The following is a 15,905-nucleotide window of genomic DNA, read 5'->3' on the forward strand; positions in this document are numbered from 1 at the left end:
TGTCGTGCCTTTCGGGAGGGCTCGTGAACGGCGCTCCCGGACGACCTATCGCCCGACCGTGACCCCGGAGGGAAGCGCCCATGTCGATACGTTCACGGGTACCACCTCCTCGTTCTCTCGCACGGCCTCCGGGAAAGTAGCAGTGGTCTCCGTGCTCTGCCAAGCGAGTTTTGCGAAGGCTCCGTGGCTAGTCAGGGCCGACGTTGGCGGACGGGCAATCACGAGTGCGTGGTCTGTCGGAGACTGGTCGGAGATCTATGCAGCTTCCGGCGGGCAGCGAAAGGTGGGCGTGTGGCGATTGACGTCTTCGGCGGAGTGGCCGACCTGTACGAGCACGCCCGACCCGACTATCCGGCGGAGATCGCCGAGGCGGTCCTCGCCTACCACGGGGGCACACCGGCGTCCGTTGTCGAGATCGGTGCGGGCACCGGAAAGGGCACCGACGTGCTGGTCCGCATCGGCGCCCCGCTGACCTGCGTCGAGCCCGACGAGCGGATGGCCGCCCGCCTCGCCGAGCGGTTCCCGGCCTCCCGCGTCGAGATGACCACCTTCGAACGGTGGACCCCACCAGCCGGTGGGGCGGACGTGCTGGCCTGCGCCACGGCCTGGCACTGGCTGGACCCGGCCACCCGCAACGCCCAGGCCCGACGCGCCCTGGCGCCGGGCGGCACCCTCTCCGTCTTCGCGCACCGGTACGGCTACACCGATGCCGACCAGCGGGCCGCCGTGCAGGCCGCGCTGCACTCGGTCGACCCGGACATGCGGGACCGCCCGGTCGACTGGTTCCACCGGGACATCGTCGAGAGCGGACAGTTCGACGACGTACGCCGGGAGGTGTTCCGGCGGGAGCTACGGCTGGACAAGGCGCGGTACCTGGCGTTGGTGCGTACGTTCGGGCCGTACCTGTCCCGCACTCCGGAGCAGCAGCAACGCGGGATCGCCGCCCTCGACCGGCTGGTGGACGACTTCGGCGGCAGTGTCGTGCTGGACCTGCGTACGACGCTGGTGTTGGGCAGGGCCGATGCTCGGTGACCGGTGGGGCGTGTCCGACGACGAGACGCTTCGCCGCTACCCGTGTGACGACTTCGTCCCCGTACCCACATTGCGGGCCTGGCGCGGGGTGGGCGTGGACGCGCCCCCGGCCGCGGTGTGGCAGTGGGTCGCACAGATCCGGCTCGCGCCGTACGCGTTCGACTGGATCGACAATCTCGGCCGGCGCTCACCGCAACGGTTGGCGGCGCTTCCCGAGCCGGCGGTGGGCGAGGCGTTCACCACCGCCGGCGGGCGCAGGCGGGGCCGGATCCTCGCCGTCGCGCCGGGACACCACCTGACCGGCGAGATCATGGGCGCGGTCCTGTCGTACGTCGTGGAGCCGGACTCGGGGAACACCACGCGCCTGCTGCTCAAGGTCGTCATGCGGACGAACCGGGTGCTCGCCCTCGGGATGTGCCTCGGGGACCTGGTGATGGCCCGCCGTCAGTTGCTGAACCTCAAGCGACTCGCCGAGCAGGGCGCACACCCGGACCACTGACCGGGTACGTCGTCCGGCGGCACTGTCGCCTCACGCGCGGTCGGTCGACCGCCAAGGGGCGACGACGCTCCGGCCGGCGTGGCGCAGCATCGCCCTGACAACCAGCGGGTGTACGAGGCGTACGGCGGCGAGGTGGGCGCGGCCGGCCCCGGAACGGGCCGCCGCCAGGGTGGCCACGGTGATCGTCGTGCCGCCGGGGTCCGGCTCGACCAGAACGCTGGTTCGGAAGGTCAGGTGACCGGCGTCGGTGCCGAGCAGCACCTCCCTGTCAGTGCGGGCGATGGTGTCGACGTCCGAGGCGTCGCCGCGCTCGATGCCGAACGGGGTGGCCAGCCGGTTCCGCGAACGCAGCAGTGCGGCCCCGACGCCTGGCGGATCGCGGAAGACCGCAGCCGCCCAGTCATGCGGATCGGTGGTGGTGCCGGGCGGCACCCGCAGCGCGTAGGCGTCGGCCAGATCCGCCCGCTCGATGGAGTCGTGCAGAAGGATTGCAGCGGTGGGGACCGGCACGCCGCGTACCCGCACGCTTGTCATGCCGACGACGAGCCGGGCGCGCCACGGGTATCGGACGGGGTGCGCGACCGTGCCGGTCACGGCACGTTCGGCGTTGTCCAGCAGGTGTTCGAGGACCGTGTCGTGGCAGACGCGTACCAGGGCGGGCCAGAGCAGTCGCATGCGACCGACCGGCCGGGCGCTCATCCCGTGGCGCAGCAGGCAGGCGTGCGGGCCGCGCTCTTCGACCTCAAGCGTGTGACTACCGATCATGCTGGTACTCGCATGGAAGGTCCACTCAACTCGACGGCCCGGCTCGTATCCGGTGACGTGGTAGCGGATCGGACCGTGCCCGCCGTCGGCGCCGACGGCGAGCGGCCGGTCGAACCGCATCGGCATCCAGGCGGGTACGGGCCACAGTGGGTCGTCGGCGGCACCGATCCGGTCCACCAGCCCGCCCACCACCGAAGCGGCAACCGGCAGCGCTCGTTCGTGAACGTTGTGGACCGTGGGCCTCATCGTCGACTCCATACGCTTGCGTATGTTTTCCATACGCTACCGTACAGTGATGAGCCAGCGACGTGTCCAGCGCGGTGACGGAAAGCGGACCGCACCCCGGCTGACGGCCGACGACTGGACCTCGGAGGCCCTGAAGGCGATGGCCTGCGGAGGGCTCGCAGCGGTCGCGGTCGAGCCCCTCGCAGCCCGGCTCGGTGCCACGAAGGGCAGCTTCTACTGGCACTTCGCCAACCGAGACGCCCTGATCGAGGCGGCAGTGCTGCGGTGGGAACGCGAGCACACCGACGCCGTCATCGGCCACATCGACTCCGAACCCGACCCGCTGGCCCGGCTCCGGCTGCTCATCAGCCTCGTCCTGGGATCCACCGTGTCGCAGGACAACTCCATCGAACTCGCGATGCTTGCCACTGCCGACCACCCGCACGTCGCCCCCGTACTCGCCCGGGTCACCGAGCGGCGGGTGGCGTACACCGCAGGGCTGTTCGTCGCGCTCGGCTGGCCGGCCGAGGAGGCACGGCGCCGTGGGTTGCTGGCGGTCACCTCCTACCTGGGCTACGCGCAGATGGCGCACGTCGCGCCAGGAACCCTGCCTGCCGCCGAGGCGGACCGCCGCCGCTACGTCGACCAGACCGTTCGCCTGCTCACCGTCTGAGTCACAACGACGAGCTACGACTCTGTGCAATGTGGTCGGCGGCGGGGTGAGGTCTAGCCTCTGGGGTCATGTCCGACCCCGCGCCGCGTCCGTTGCTGTTCCTCGACGTGGACGGCACCCTCATCCCGTTCGGAACACCCACAGCGGCTCAGCCGGGCATTCCGCGTGTCAGCGAGGCATCGGCCCCACCGACCGATGCCCATCCCCTGCTGCACAAGGTCAACCCGGAACACGGGCGACGGCTGGAGTCCCTGCCGTGTGACCTGGTGTGGGCGACGACCTGGATGGACGATGCGAACGACGTGCTCGCGCCGCTGCTCGGACTACCGCCTCTGCCGGTCGTGGACTGGCCCGACTCCGACGAGGTGAGGCACCTGCACTGGAAGACCCCTGGGCTGGTCGAGTGGGCGCAGGGACGCGCGTTCGTCTGGGTCGACGACGAGATCACCCACGCCGATCAGGACTGGGTGTCGGCTCATCACCCCGGTGCGGCCCTACTGCATCGGGTCGATCCACGTCGCGGGCTGACCGAGCGGGACTTCACTGTCATCGAGCGCTGGCTCAGGCAGGCGCGGTAGGGCGAGCTGCACGTCGTCGCAGTCGCCGTGCTCGGCGGACTGTCTGGCCGGTCGGGACCGACGTCGGCGAACGGTGCGCCGGTAGCCGTCTGAGCTGCTCTACGGGGACGGAACGTTCGGTAGCAAGTCGTCATCGCCTCCGGTCTGGGGTAGCCCAGCCAGAGCGGCGATGGCCTTGACGGCCTCGTTCAGTCCGGTGGTCTCGGGTAGGACGAGTTCGTCGGGCCAGCCGGGCAGCGTTCGACTCTGGGGCATCGGCCGATCGGATGGCCGAAGGCGACGGTTGGCTATTTCCATGTGCGACGAACATTCTGCGACGCTTAGGAAGGAGACATGACCAACGAGGTGACCGTTCCCCTGCTGCCGTGCGCTTCCATTGACGACATCGAAACCTTCTACGGAGTTCTCGGTTTCCGCACCACGTACAAGCAACGCAAGCCCAACGCCTGTGTGGGGGTGCAGCGGGAAGACCTGCATCTGCAGTTCTTCGAGATCGCCGGATTTGACCCGGAGCAGTCCTATGGCTCCTGTCTGGTGCTCACCGCGGACATCGAGGGACTGCATCGGGCATTCGCAGCCGGCATGCGCGCCGCGTACGGCAAGGTACTGGTGTCCGGAACGCCCCGGATGACCCGGCCCAGGGCTCGGAAGAACGCCGACGGGTTGGGCGGGTTCAGCGTCATCGACCCGGGCGGCAACTGGATCCGCGTCTTTCGGCACGCCGCCACCATGCCCATGCCGGCCACCACACCTGCCGGGCGACTGGCCAAGGCCCTAGCGAATGCTGTCGTGCAGGCCGATTCCAGGGGAAGCGTCGGACAGGCCGTTCGGATCCTCGACAGCGCGTTGGCCCGCCCGCAAGCCGACGACGACCCGGTCGAGCAGGTAGAGGTCCTGGTCTACCGCGCCGAACTCGCGATGGTGCTGCACGATCCAAAGACTGCGGCCGAGATGCTGGCCCGCGCCCAGTCCGTCACGCTCACGGAAGACGAAGCCGAAAGGGCGGCACCCGCGTTCGACAACGCCGCCGACCTCGCAACAGCACTGCGGTGACTCACCATCGGTACCAGTTCTGGTGGGAGCCGATGACCCGTGTTCTCGACCCGCAGCACGATGTCCACCAGGTTCGAGCAAGTACACGCTAGACGGACGTAAACGCCGGTTCCTCGCGTACTCCTTTCCGTCCCGCTCGCCAGGCCCGCACCAGCTGGCAGTACTGGCACGACCAGGCTTTGTCAGGGCCGCTTGTCACCCTCCCCGGTGTCACCCGGGTCGGGCTGCCCTCAGCTCCACCTCCCTGCTGCGACAGGGCCGGCGGTGAAGGTTCGCGGCGGGCTGAGGGCGACAGGTCCGCTGTAGAGAGCGCCGCCCTCGCTGGCACGGCCAAGGCCCGGCCCGGACTGGAAGTTTCGGTGGCTTGGCTGCGGATCACCGCTCCCACCCCGGACAACGGCTGACCATGCGGAGCACGACGAGCAAGGCTAGCAGCCAGTTGGAGTCACCTGAGACAACGCTTGACTAAGAAAGTGTTCCGGTAATATTTCGGGAATTGTTGACGGGTCCAGAGTCGGGGCCATACGATTGCCATCGACGCCCCTCAATGATCTCGACTCACCGCGACCCGTCTCGGTCGCACCGGAGGGCCGTCCACCTACCACGGGGTGATACGCCGAAGACCGGCTGCCGCACCTGGCCACCGACAGCTCGCGGGGTCACATCGCGGCGCTGGCCACCACCAGCTGTCACGAGGAGGAACACGTACATGAAGGACACCTCGACCAGGCCGCGAAAGAGCAGTCGCATGCGGCTGCTCCTCAGCGCCGCGTGCGCTGCGGCGCTCGCTGTCACCGGCACGTTCATCGCCAGCCCCAACGCGCACGCCGAGGCCGACCGGACCCTCACCTCGAACCTCACCGGCACACACAACGGCTACTACTTCTCGTTCTGGAAGGACAGCGGCAACGCCAGCATGACGTTGCGCGCCGACGGCCGGTACAGCAGCAGTTGGGACAGGAGCACCAACAACTGGGTCGGCGGCAAGGGCTGGGCCACCGGCAGCCGACGGACGGTCAGTTACTCGGGCACCTACAACCCGGGCAACAACAACACCTACCTCGCCCTGTACGGATGGACGCGGAACCCGCTCATCGAGTACTACGTGGTGGAGAACTTCGGCAGCTACAACCCGAGCAGCGGCGCCCAGCGGCTGGGTACGGTCACCACTGACGGCGGCACCTACGACATCCTCCGCAGCCAGCGGGTCAACGCCCCGTCGATCGACGGCAACCAGACGTTCTACCAGTACTGGAGCGTCCGTCAGCAGAAGCGTTCGAGTGGCACCATCACCACCGCCAACCACTTCGACGCATGGGCCCGCGCCGGCCTGAACCTGGGCAGCAACCACGCCTACCAGGTCATGGCGACCGAGGGCTACCAGAGCCAGGGCAGCTCGGACATCAACGTCTGGGAAGGCGGCGGGGGCAACCCCACCACCGGGCCGACCACCGGTCCGACCACCCCGCCCGCGAACGGCAACTGCACCGCAGTGCTGTCGGCTGCCGAGCGGTGGGGTGACCGGTTCAACCTGAACGTGGCGGTCAGCGGCACCAACAACTGGGTGGTCAGCCTCGGGCTCAACGGCGGCCAGAGCATCCAGAACAGCTGGAACGCCTCGGTCAGCGGCACCACGGGCACCGTCACCGCCAGGCCGAACGGCAACGGCAACAACTTCGGCATCACGATCATGGCCAACGGCAACTGGACCTGGCCGACGGTCACCTGCCGGACCAGCTGACCCCGACCCAACCGACCCCTGGGGGTGGCGTGCCGGCCGGGCCGGCACGCCACCCGTCGTCGCGTTCAGGACACGACCCCCGGCCGGGTTTCGCATGAGGGGGAACCTGAACCGGCACTTGGTCCGGCTCTTGACGCTGGCTTTGGTGATACGTAGAGGTCAGAAAAAGAGGTCAGGCCCAGTCCAACCGGACCGGGCCTGATCTCTTCTCGCTGGTGCGCCGCCAGGGACTCGAACCCCGAACCCGCGGATTAAGAGTCCGCTGCTCTGCCAGTTGAGCTAGCGGCGCTCGTTCGGCAACGGAGAGAACATTAGCACCCCGCTGAGCCGGGCTCCAATTCGGTTACCCGGGTCCCCCCTTCGGTCGAGCTTACTGGACAAACGCCCCTAAATCTTCCAGCGCGGGTGAGACGGGTGCGTCATCGAGAGCACTGATACGGCACGATGTCCGCCAGGTACGCGAGAACAGAGGTGGGGATGGCACGGTTCACGCGAGCCGGGGCGGTGGTGGGCGCTCTGACCCTGGCGGCGTCGCTGGCACTGACCGGGTGCGGCGATGAGCAGAAGAAGCCGGAATTCGTTGGCGGGGCCCAGGCGAGCACGGAGCCGAGCGCGAGCGCCAGCGCCGCTCCGGGCACGGCCGAGTCGTCGATGCCGGCGACGCCGAGCGGGCCGGCGCTGACGTTGAGCCCGGCCGACGGCACGAAGAACAGGCCCGTGAGCACGGAGATCAGCGCCAAGGTCCCGGACGGCGGCAAGGCGTCCTCGGTGACCCTGGCCGCCGCCGACGGCAAGGCGGTGGAGGGCAAGCTGCGTACTGACGGTTCGGCGTGGGTGCCGAACGCTCCGCTGAAGTACGGGACGAAGTACACCGCCACGGTGACGGCGAGCGGGTCGGACGGCACGACCAGCCAGGGCACCAGCACGTTCACCACGATGGCCAAGCCGAAGTCGACGATCGGTTCGGGCCTGTACCTCTTCGACGACAAGAGCTACGGCGTGGCCATGCCGGTGGTCACCGAGTTCCACCCGGGCATCCCGAAGAAGGACCGGGCGGCGGTGCAGAAGCGAATGTTCGTCCACACCGACCCGCCGCAGCCGGGGGCATGGCACTGGGTCGCCAACGGCACGCAGGCGTACTACCGCGCGCCGGAATACTGGAAGCCGGGCACCACCATCACCGTGCGTATCGCGCTGGCCGGCGTGCCGCTCAGCAACGGCAGGTACGGCGACATCGACCGCAAGGCCACGGCGAAGATCGGCCGGTCGTTCGTGATGAAGGTCGACAACGCCACCAAGAAGATGACCGTGTACGAGAACGGCACGGCCGTGCGCACCATCCCGGTGAGCCTGGGCAAGAAGAGCACCCCGTCGTCGAGCGGCACGATGGTCGTGATGGAGAAGAAGGCGGCCACTGTCTTCGACACCCGCGACGATCCGAACCCGGCGAACCGCTATGTCACCGACATCGAGTTCGCCCAGCGGCTCACGTGGGGCGGCGAGTACATCCACGCCGCGCCCTGGTCGGAGCATGTGCAGGGGCGGCAGAACGTCTCGCACGGCTGCGTGAACGTGTCGACGGCGAACGCCCGCTGGTTGTTCGAGAAGACGCGGATCGGTGATCCGATCACGGTGAAGGGCACCGAGCGCAAGCTCGCCGCCGGCAACGGCTGGACGGCGTGGAGTCTGAGCTGGTCGGACTTCGTCAAGGGCAGCGCGCTGCCGGTGCCCGAGGGTGGGGCCGGCCCGGCTCTCTGAGCGACCGATGTTCCGCGCCGGCCCCCGCCCGAGGCGGGGGTCGGCGCGTACCCTTGCATCTGCCCGTGGCGCGACGGCGCCGGCGGCGACCCTCGTCCCGACGCGGAGGCGAGCCAGGCTCACGAATCGCCGATAGTAGCAAGAATCTGACATTTTGTCGGCGTGTTCGGGTTCACCCTCGGCAACCGGGGCCTGCGCTGGCGCGTCTGTAAGAGACGATGGGCAGGGACCACGACTGTGAGGACATCATGCGAGCTAGCCAGCACCAGCTGAACCGGCCCGGTGGGCGACGCCGCGTGTTCGCGGCGGGGCTTCTCGCCGCGGCGCTGGCCTTGACCTCCGCGTGCACCGACGGCGGCGGTGGCAAGCCGTCCTCGTGGCAGGGCGGCGGCGAGAGCGCGGCGCCGAAGGCAGCGGCGACGATCAGCGAACCGGCGGCCGACGCGAAGGACGTGCCGGCGTCGACAGGCGTCACCTTCACCACGAAGGACGCCGTGGAGACCGCCGTCGAGCTGAAGGACGCGGCCGGCAAGACGGTCGAGGGCGCGCTGTCCGCCGACGGCAAGACCTGGCTGCCGGCGGGCGCCCTGGCGTACGGCACGAGCTACACCGCCACTGTCACCGCCACCGGCGACGACGGCCGTCCGGCCACCGCCACCAGCACGTTCACCACGATGGCCATGCCCGCCAACCAGGTACGCGTGAGCAGCTTCCTCGGCGACAACCAGGTGGTCGGTATCGGGATGCCGCTGATCGTGAAGTTCAGCCGGGGCATCCCGGAGGACTACCGCGACGACGTGCAGCGCCGCATGACGGTGACCTCCACGCCGGCCCAGGAGGGCATCTGGCACTGGGTCAGCCCCACCGAGATCCGGTATCGGCCGAAGGAGTTCTGGAAGGCCGACAGCAAGGTCTCCTACCGGGTCCAGGCCGGTGGCCTGCCGCTGGGCGACGGTTGGTACGGCCGCGCCGACCTCAACGTGGACATCAAGATCGGCGCTTCGGTGATCATGACGGTCGACAACAAGACGAAGCGCATGACTGTGACCCGCAACGGCTCCGTGATCAAGACCATTCCGGTGAGCCTCGGCAAGAAGAGCACCCCCTCGTCAAGCGGGACGATGGTGGTGATCGAGAAGCTGCGCAAGACGGTCTTCGACACGTTCGAGGAGCTCGGCCCCGAGGAGGGCTACCGCACCAAGATTGACTTCGCGCAGCGCCTCACCTGGGGCGGCGAGTTCATCCACGCGGCGCCCTGGTCCGAGGGCCAGCAGGGCAGCGTCAACGTGTCGCACGGCTGCGTGAACGTGTCGATGGCCAACGGCGAATGGCTGTTCAAGAACACCCAGGTCGGCGACCCCATCACCGTCAAGGGCACCGAGCGCAAGCTCCAGAACGGCAACGGCTGGACGGACTGGAACATGAGCTGGGAGCAGTACGTCAAGGGCAGTGCCCTGCCGTACGAGCCGCCTGCCGACCCGGACACGTCGCCGACCCCGGACGGCTCCACCGCCCCGACGGCCACGCCCACCGCCTGATCCACAGCTACGACGGGAGCCCCCTCCACTGGAGGGGGCTCCCGTGTGCGGTCCCCTGGAACGACTCAGGCCCCCTCGTGAGAGGAGGCCTGAGCGGTGAAGCTAGCTGGGTGACTGATGGGAATTGAACCCACGACAACCGGGACCACAACCCGGTGCTCTGCCAACTGAGCTACAGCCACCATGCCGCCGTCGCCCGGTCGATCGCCCCGGGCGGGGTGCGGACCAATAATAGCCACACTCCAACCAACCGCGTCCACCGGGTTGCCCGCTCCGCCGTGTGGCAGTCACAGACACCTCCGGTGTTAGGAGGGGCCCCTTCCTATACACCAGGCGTTAATAAGGTGCCCTTCCTTCGCTGCGGGTCAGAGGTCGGCGGCGATCGCCTTCGCCGTGTCGACGTCGGGGCCGGGCAGCGGGACGAAGATGGTGCGCCGGTAGTACTCCAATTCCCGGATGCTCTCCCGGACGTCCGCGAGCGCCCGGTGCGCCAGGCCCTTCTGCGGCTGGCCGAAGTAGACCCGGGGGTACCAGCGGCGGCACAGCTCCTTGATCGACGAGACGTCGATCATGCGGTAGTGCAGGTGCGCGTCGAGGCGGGGCATGTCCCGGGCGATGAAGCCACGGTCGGTGGCGATCGAGTTGCCACACAGCGGCGCGGTACGCGGGTCCTTGACGAAGCTCCTGACGTACTCCAGCACCAGGTCCTCGGCCTCGGCGAGGGTGACCGCCGAGCGGCGGACCTCCTCGGTGAGGCCGGATTTGGCGTGCATCGTCTGGACGATCTCCGGCATCGCCTCCAACGCGGCCTCGTCGGCGTGGATCACCACGTCGACACCGTCACCAAGCACGTTGAGGTCGGGATCGGTGACCAGTGCCGCAACCTCGATCAGTTTGTCCCTGCCGAGGTCCAACCCGGTCATTTCACAGTCGATCCAGACGAGGAGATCAGCCACCGGCACAGCCTACGCGCAGCCCACACCCCGCGGCTGCGCGCTCTCGGCCGGGCGGACCGCTAGGGTTTCTCAAGTGCCAGCCGATCCTGTAGCGCCACCCGCCGTCACCGACGACGATCCCGGCGGTCGTACGGTGCGTCGGCTGGTCGCCGTGGTGGCGCTGCTGGCCGTGTTGCCGGCGCTCTACGTGCCCGGCCTGGTGCACAACTTCTTCGATCTGAAGATCTACATGTCGGCGATGGACTGGTGGACGACGGGCCATCCGCTCTACGACTACGTCCAGCCGGACCGGGTTCAGGGTGAGCTCTACTTCACCTATCCGCCGTTCAGCGCGCTGCTGCTGTGGCCGTTCGGTCTGCTGAAGCTCGGCGTCACCGTGACGATCTTCACGGTGCTCACAGTGCTGGCAGTGGTGCTGACCACCCGGTGGCTGGTGATGCCGGTGATCGCCCGGCACGGCCTGCCACGGACGTTCACACTGGTCGTCGCCGTGCTGCTGGTGCTGGCCGTGGAGAGCACCCGCGAGACGATCACCTTCGGCCAGATCAACATGTTGCTCGTCGTGCTGATCCTGGGCGACCTGCTGTTCGCCGTGCCGCAGGCGCGGCGCTGGGCCGGGGTCGGGGTGGGGCTGGCGACGGCGCTCAAGCTCTTCCCCGGCATCTTCATCGTGTACCTGCTGGCCACTCGGCGGTGGCGGGCCGCAGTGGTGGCGAGTGCGACCGCGGCGGCGGCGACGCTGCTCGCGGCGGCCATCGCCCCGAGTGATTCGTGGCGGTTCTGGACCCAGGAGTTGTGGGACACCGAGCGCGTGGGCCGCACCGACTACGTCGGCAACCAGTCGCTGTTCGGCCTGCTCAGCAGGTTCACCGCGCCGGAGAAACCTGACCGGATGCTGTGGCTGCTGCTGGTGGCCGTGGTGGCCGGCTACGGGCTGTGGCGGGCCGCCCGCGCGGCTCGGGCCGGTGACCTGCTGACGGGCCTGACCTTGACCGGCCTGGTCGGCGCCCTGGTCAGTCCGATCACCTGGACCCACCACATCTACTGGTTCGTGCCGGCGGTGGTGCTGCTCGTCGACGTGGCGCTCAGCGCCGACCGACCGGACGAGTCACGTCGGCGCTGGTGGTCGGCCGCGCTCGCGCTGGGCACCACCGCTGTGATCACCTACGGGGTGGTGACGTTCCAGAAATGGGGAACGGACCCGGTCCGCACCCATGACCCGGTGGATTTCGTCACGCAGAACAGCTACGTGCTGCTCTGCCTGCTGCTGCTGGCAGCCCTGCCGATCCGGTCGAGCCGGGTCGCGGAAAAATCGCACCAAATGGACAGAGTTCCCCAGTAGCCACGATCACGGCTAATCTGGTCTCATCTACCTCAGGTGTCGCTCGGGTAGCACCGATCCCCCGGTGAGAGCGGCCCTCCGCGTCGGCAGCGCGGAGGGCCGCTCGCCGTCTCGTCCACCACCACCGGCCGGGCCGTCGGCTCCGCCGCCGCGGGCGGCCAGGCCAGGCTCAACGTCACCTCGGGCGGGCGGGGTTGCCCGGCCGCCTCGTCCAGGTCTCCGAGCGTGGCCGGTCGGTGGGCGGGCTCGGTGCCGATAGCCGAGCGGGGTCGCTCCCCCGAGCCGACCGGAGCGAGCTGCCGCACCGCAGGCATCGGTGGTGCGGCACCGGGCTCCCGGACGCCGAGGCCGCTCAGCGAGGTGACCCCGAGCCGGCCGGCCAGCACCGGCACCTGGTCCGGTTCGACAACGAAGACCACCTCGCGGGGGCGCTGCGGTCGCAGCAGGAGCAGCACCGCGCCCACCACCAGCAGCACCCCGAGGGCGAGCAGACCCCACGTCGCCGGGCCGGTCCAGGTCGCCCGCAACTCCGCCCGCAGATCCAGGGCGAGGTCGGCCCCGCCGTCGGGGCGCATCACCACCAGGCTCATCGGCTCACCGGCCAGGTCGCCGGCGGCCCACTCCAGCGAGCCGATCCCCTCGCGTACCCAGAAGGGGCGGCCCAGCGGGTTGGTCGCCTCGGTGGCCGCCGTTGCGACGGCCGGACCGGCCGGGTCCAGTCGGACGGGCAGCGGACCCCGGGCCAGCGCGACGCGACGGACCGTGGCGTGCGGCACGGGCTCCAGCCAGCGACGCACCTCCGCCGTAGGTGCCAGACCGACGAACGCCGGGCCGCCAGGGGTACGCGCGTCCACCCGCAGTCGGGTCTGGGCGGTACGCGCGAACGGCACTTCCTGCCGCAGCAGCCGGTCGAGGTCGCCGACGACGACGGCGTGCCCAGGTGTGCGGACCGTCTCGAACCGGGCCGTGAAGGCTCCGCCGGGGTCGGCGTGCCGGGTCACCAGCCAGAGCCCACCACCGACCAGGAGCGCCGGAATCCCCATGACCAACAGCAGCACTCCGGCGATCGCCCGCACGAAACGCATTCGCACCGTCCCCCTCCGTAGCCAGATACCCGGCCGACCTTACCGACGTACGCCCTCTGATCAGCGGATATCCACGGCACGGCCGATTCCGGTCCGGTGCGAAGCGCGCTGGCCCGCCGGAAACGAACTCCGGGGGGCCAGCGGGTGAGCGACGGGTCAGGACTTGGCTGCCGGCTCCCGGCGGGTCCGGGCGAACGCGAGGCCGCCCAGCACCAGGCCGGCCAGGCCGGCGACGAGACCGGCGACGCCGAGACCGATCGCGGCGCCCTCGCCTTCGTCGTCGTCATCGTCGGACGCGACGGCCGACGCGGCGGGTGCGGCCGACGCCGACGCCGACGCTGCCGGGGTGAGCGTGAGTACCGGCGCCGGGCTGTCCGGCTCCTCGCCGCCCGCAACTGGCTCGTCGATCCACCGCGAGATGTTGCCGTCCGAGTAGGTCTGCAGGGTCTTGAAGACCATCGACTCGACCTGGGGCAGCGGGCCCATCGAGACCGGGAACTCCTGGAACTGGCCCGGCTTCACCGCCGCGTCACCGGTGGCCGTCCAGGTGATCTTGGAAACGGCCTCGGTGAGCTGGCTGCCGTGCACCTCGATCGGCGGGTCCACCTTGCGCTTCTCGGTCGTCACCGTCCAGCCGGGCACCGGCATTGTCGACACCGAGCCGACCGGCGCGTTCTCCGGCAACACCACCTCCAGCTTGGTGGTCGACGCGGTGTCGCTCTCGTTGGGCACCCGGAACGCCACCCGGGCGTAGCCGCCCTGGGTCGCCTCCTTCGGGTTCACCGTGACGTGGGCGGACGCCGACCCGGCGAAGCCGAAAACGGCTGTGGCGACGGCGGTGAACGCCAGGGCGGTAGCGGCGGCTGCGGTACGCCGGAGACGGGTCATGAGCTTGGTGGACCTCTCTAACGGATGGGCACGGTGGCGGTCACCGTGGCCTGGTCGATGTCGGACGTACGGACGGTGATCTTCAGTTGCCACTCGCCTGCGGCCGGCATGCTGATGTCGCCGTACGAGTGGTTGTCCGTCAGCGGCAGCAGCGGGACGTCGATGGGCTCGATCCCCGCCGAGGGCAGCGCGGCCGTCGCCCGCCACTCCACCACCGGCTGCGGGCGGTTGTCCTTGGTGTACGCGTACAGGTGCATCGAGTTGTTGCCCCGCTCGGCCGGGTCCAGCTCGATCTGGAGCGTGAACAGCGAGCTGGACAGCGTGGTGGTGAAGAACCCGGCCTGGGTGCCGGACGGCTCGGCGACGGCAGTGCGGGCGGGCGTGGTCTGCACCAGGGTCGCCGACAGGCCCAGCACCACGACTGTCACAGCCAGCTCCACCAGGACCGCCCGGCGCACGGGCACCGGTCGCTGCGCCGCCGTGCGCCGACGTACCAACTGCCGGGAGTACGCGGCCACGGCGATCACCACAGCGAACAGCCCGACCTTGGCGAGCAGCAGCCGCCCGTACGTGGTGGCGAACAGGGCGTCCAGGGTGCCGACCTCGATCAGCGCCTGGACGATGCCGCCCAGCAGCAGCGCCGAAACGGCGAGCGCGGCCCAGCGCGACCAGATCGGCAGGATCGCGCCCAACTCCCGCTCGTCGGCCTGCCTCAGCAGGAAGACGGCGAGCATCAGCAGGCCGCCCAGCCAGACCGCCATGCTGCCCAGGTGCACAGCGTCGACCACAACGGATACCGCCGGCGCCGGCGAGGCCGCCGCGTGCCCGGCCAGCGGCCAGGTCAACAGGGCTGCCCCGCCCAGCACCGCCAGGATGATCGCGTCGGCCCGGCCGACCGGCCGGGCCAGCAGCGGCCGCAGCAGGAACGCCGACGCCGCAAGCAGGCCGAGCCGTACCAGGTGGGCGGCACCGAATGTGCTGCCCAACACACTGGAGAACCCCTCACCGGTGACCTCGAACAGCCCACCGCCGGCGGTGTAGGGCACCTGCAACCACAGGTCGGCGAGGGTGGCCACGGCGACCAGACCGAGACCCGTCCAGGCCAGCCGGGACGGCCCGCGCCGGGACAGCCGGCTCGGCCACAGCGCGGCGAGCACCAGCACCGGCCCGACCAGCAGCACCAGACCGGCGTAGCCGAGGAACCGGGCCACCTTCACGGCGGTGCTCACCACCGGGTCGGCGCGGCTGTCGTCCCCGGCGTCGACCGGCGCAGCCGACGGCGCGCCCACCGAGTAGGTGAAGGCACCGGAGACCGGGTGGCTGTCGGCGGAGATCACTCGGAAGCTCACCAGGTAGGTGCCGCGCTCACCGCTCGGGTCCACCGGGATCGTCACCACCCCGCCGTCGAAGGACGGCTCACCCCGGTCGGCCCGGGAGCCGTCCGGCGCGACGACCCGGATCTTGCCGGGAACCTTGCGGACCGCCTCGCTGAACGTGAGCACCACCTCGGCCGGCCCGCTGGGCACCACCGACGAGGCGGCCGGGCTGGTGCGGGACAGCACGGCGTGGGCGCTGGCCGGACTGGCGGGCACGATCAACAGGGCGACGACGGTTACCAGGAGGCCGGCGGCGGCGGCCAGCCGGGCCATCCAGCGGCGGGGGGCGACAGTCATGACGGTCATCGTCGCCGACGGAACGGGTGATCGGCGACCCGAGGTGGGCAGGTGACTCAACTGCGCTCAGCCGCCAGCGCCGCGCGCACGGCATCGCGT

13 protein-coding genes, 2 tRNA genes and 2 pseudogenes are annotated in these 15,905 nt (G+C 69.7%); 9 read left to right on the forward strand and 8 right to left on the reverse strand.

Annotated elements, in window-relative coordinates; all coding sequences use genetic code 11:
- Positions 1–291: 291 nt before the first annotated feature.
- Positions 292–1,032, forward strand: a complete 741-nt coding sequence (locus ACLQ23_RS00095) for a class I SAM-dependent methyltransferase (protein WP_355592143.1) — start codon at positions 292–294, stop codon at positions 1,030–1,032.
- A complete protein-coding gene (locus ACLQ23_RS00100; protein ID WP_355592145.1) occupies positions 1,022–1,531 on the forward strand; it encodes a polyketide cyclase in 510 nt (169 codons plus the stop codon). The genes ACLQ23_RS00095 and ACLQ23_RS00100 overlap by 11 nt, the downstream gene beginning before the upstream one ends.
- 30 nt (positions 1,532–1,561) lie before the next feature.
- Here the strand turns inward: ACLQ23_RS00100 and ACLQ23_RS00105 are convergent, their stop codons facing one another.
- Positions 1,562–2,542, reverse strand: a complete 981-nt coding sequence (locus ACLQ23_RS00105) for a DUF2867 domain-containing protein (RefSeq protein ID WP_355592147.1) — start codon at positions 2,540–2,542, stop codon at positions 1,562–1,564.
- A gap of 49 nt (positions 2,543–2,591) precedes the next feature.
- Between ACLQ23_RS00105 and ACLQ23_RS00110 the strand changes: the two genes are divergently transcribed.
- Positions 2,592–3,194 carry a TetR/AcrR family transcriptional regulator gene (locus ACLQ23_RS00110; RefSeq protein ID WP_355592149.1) on the forward strand — a complete coding sequence of 201 codons (603 nt, stop codon included), beginning with the start codon at positions 2,592–2,594 and terminating at the stop codon, positions 3,192–3,194.
- A gap of 68 nt (positions 3,195–3,262) precedes the next feature.
- Entirely contained in the window at positions 3,263–3,772 is a 510-nt protein-coding gene (locus ACLQ23_RS00115) for an HAD domain-containing protein (RefSeq protein WP_355592151.1), read from the forward strand.
- A 99-nt stretch (positions 3,773–3,871) separates the two neighbouring features.
- Here ACLQ23_RS00115 and ACLQ23_RS00120 read toward each other — a convergent pair.
- Positions 3,872–4,003, reverse strand: a pseudogene (locus ACLQ23_RS00120) (kinase); the annotation flags it as partial.
- A gap of 102 nt (positions 4,004–4,105) precedes the next feature.
- Between ACLQ23_RS00120 and ACLQ23_RS00125 the strand changes: the two are divergent.
- Together ACLQ23_RS00125 and ACLQ23_RS00130 are read left to right on the forward strand one after the other, a co-directional pair.
- On the forward strand, positions 4,106–4,825 hold the full coding sequence (locus ACLQ23_RS00125) for a VOC family protein (RefSeq protein WP_425880208.1): 720 nt from the start codon (positions 4,106–4,108) through the stop codon (positions 4,823–4,825).
- A gap of 748 nt (positions 4,826–5,573) precedes the next feature.
- The gene (locus ACLQ23_RS00130; RefSeq protein WP_425735983.1) at positions 5,574–6,566 is read left to right on the forward strand and encodes a glycoside hydrolase family 11 protein; all 993 of its coding nucleotides are present in this window, start codon (positions 5,574–5,576) and stop codon (positions 6,564–6,566) included.
- Positions 6,567–6,779: 213 nt separating this feature from the next.
- On the opposite strand, the gene ACLQ23_RS00135 is transcribed toward ACLQ23_RS00130, so the two are convergent.
- Positions 6,780–6,855 (reverse strand) — tRNA-Lys (locus tag ACLQ23_RS00135).
- A 188-nt stretch (positions 6,856–7,043) separates the two neighbouring features.
- Here ACLQ23_RS00135 and ACLQ23_RS00140 point away from each other — a divergent pair.
- Both ACLQ23_RS00140 and ACLQ23_RS00145 read left to right on the forward strand, forming a co-directional pair.
- Positions 7,044–8,324, forward strand: coding sequence for an Ig-like domain-containing protein (locus ACLQ23_RS00140; RefSeq protein ID WP_425880209.1), 1,281 nt, complete (start codon positions 7,044–7,046; stop codon positions 8,322–8,324).
- Positions 8,325–8,572: 248 nt separating this feature from the next.
- A complete protein-coding gene (locus ACLQ23_RS00145; RefSeq protein WP_355629663.1) occupies positions 8,573–9,862 on the forward strand; it encodes a L,D-transpeptidase in 1,290 nt (429 codons plus the stop codon).
- A gap of 109 nt (positions 9,863–9,971) precedes the next feature.
- Here ACLQ23_RS00145 and ACLQ23_RS00150 read toward each other — a convergent pair.
- Together ACLQ23_RS00150 and orn are read right to left on the reverse strand one after the other, a co-directional pair.
- Positions 9,972–10,044, reverse strand: a tRNA-His gene (locus ACLQ23_RS00150).
- A gap of 183 nt (positions 10,045–10,227) precedes the next feature.
- The gene (orn, locus tag ACLQ23_RS00155) at positions 10,228–10,824 is read right to left on the reverse strand and encodes an oligoribonuclease (RefSeq protein ID WP_355592163.1); all 597 of its coding nucleotides are present in this window, start codon (positions 10,822–10,824) and stop codon (positions 10,228–10,230) included.
- Between the two features lie 67 nt (positions 10,825–10,891).
- Here orn and ACLQ23_RS00160 point away from each other — a divergent pair, with 67 nt between their 5' ends.
- On the forward strand, positions 10,892–12,160 hold the full coding sequence (locus ACLQ23_RS00160; protein WP_355592165.1) for a glycosyltransferase family 87 protein: 1,269 nt from the start codon (positions 10,892–10,894) through the stop codon (positions 12,158–12,160).
- A 32-nt stretch (positions 12,161–12,192) separates the two neighbouring features.
- On the opposite strand, the pseudogene ACLQ23_RS00165 reads toward ACLQ23_RS00160, so the two are convergent.
- From ACLQ23_RS00165 to ACLQ23_RS00175, 3 genes and pseudogenes are all read right to left on the reverse strand, one after another.
- A pseudogene (locus ACLQ23_RS00165) lies at positions 12,193–12,720 on the reverse strand (hypothetical protein); the annotation flags it as partial.
- A gap of 681 nt (positions 12,721–13,401) precedes the next feature.
- Entirely contained in the window at positions 13,402–14,133 is a 732-nt protein-coding gene (locus tag ACLQ23_RS00170; protein ID WP_355592167.1) for a YcnI family protein, read from the reverse strand.
- A gap of 17 nt (positions 14,134–14,150) precedes the next feature.
- Positions 14,151–15,815: a copper resistance CopC/CopD family protein gene (locus ACLQ23_RS00175; protein WP_355592169.1), complete on the reverse strand. Its 1,665-nt coding sequence runs from the start codon at positions 15,813–15,815 to the stop codon at positions 14,151–14,153.
- Between the last annotated feature and the right edge of the window lie 90 nt (positions 15,816–15,905).

This window comes from Micromonospora sp. DT41 (assembly GCF_049841715.1).
Lineage (GTDB): Bacteria > Actinomycetota > Actinomycetes > Mycobacteriales > Micromonosporaceae > Micromonospora > Micromonospora profundi.

Excerpts from the sequence above, each read along its gene's own strand:
- ACLQ23_RS00100 (WP_355592145.1), top strand. The coding sequence starts at position 1,022 with ATGCTCGGTGACCGGTGGGGCGTGTCCGACGACGAGACGCTTCGCCGC.
- ACLQ23_RS00105 (WP_355592147.1), bottom strand. The coding sequence starts at position 2,542 with ATGAGGCCCACGGTCCACAACGTTCACGAACGAGCGCTGCCGGTTGCC.
- ACLQ23_RS00110 (WP_355592149.1), top strand. The coding sequence starts at position 2,592 with ATGAGCCAGCGACGTGTCCAGCGCGGTGACGGAAAGCGGACCGCACCC.
- ACLQ23_RS00115 (WP_355592151.1), top strand. The coding sequence starts at position 3,263 with ATGTCCGACCCCGCGCCGCGTCCGTTGCTGTTCCTCGACGTGGACGGC.
- ACLQ23_RS00125 (WP_425880208.1), top strand. The coding sequence starts at position 4,106 with ATGACCAACGAGGTGACCGTTCCCCTGCTGCCGTGCGCTTCCATTGAC.
- ACLQ23_RS00130 (WP_425735983.1), top strand. The coding sequence starts at position 5,574 with ATGCGGCTGCTCCTCAGCGCCGCGTGCGCTGCGGCGCTCGCTGTCACC.
- ACLQ23_RS00140 (WP_425880209.1), top strand. The coding sequence starts at position 7,044 with ATGGCACGGTTCACGCGAGCCGGGGCGGTGGTGGGCGCTCTGACCCTG.
- ACLQ23_RS00145 (WP_355629663.1), top strand. The coding sequence starts at position 8,573 with ATGCGAGCTAGCCAGCACCAGCTGAACCGGCCCGGTGGGCGACGCCGC.
- ACLQ23_RS00170 (WP_355592167.1), bottom strand. The coding sequence starts at position 14,133 with ATGACCCGTCTCCGGCGTACCGCAGCCGCCGCTACCGCCCTGGCGTTC.
- ACLQ23_RS00175 (WP_355592169.1), bottom strand. The coding sequence starts at position 15,815 with ATGACCGTCATGACTGTCGCCCCCCGCCGCTGGATGGCCCGGCTGGCC.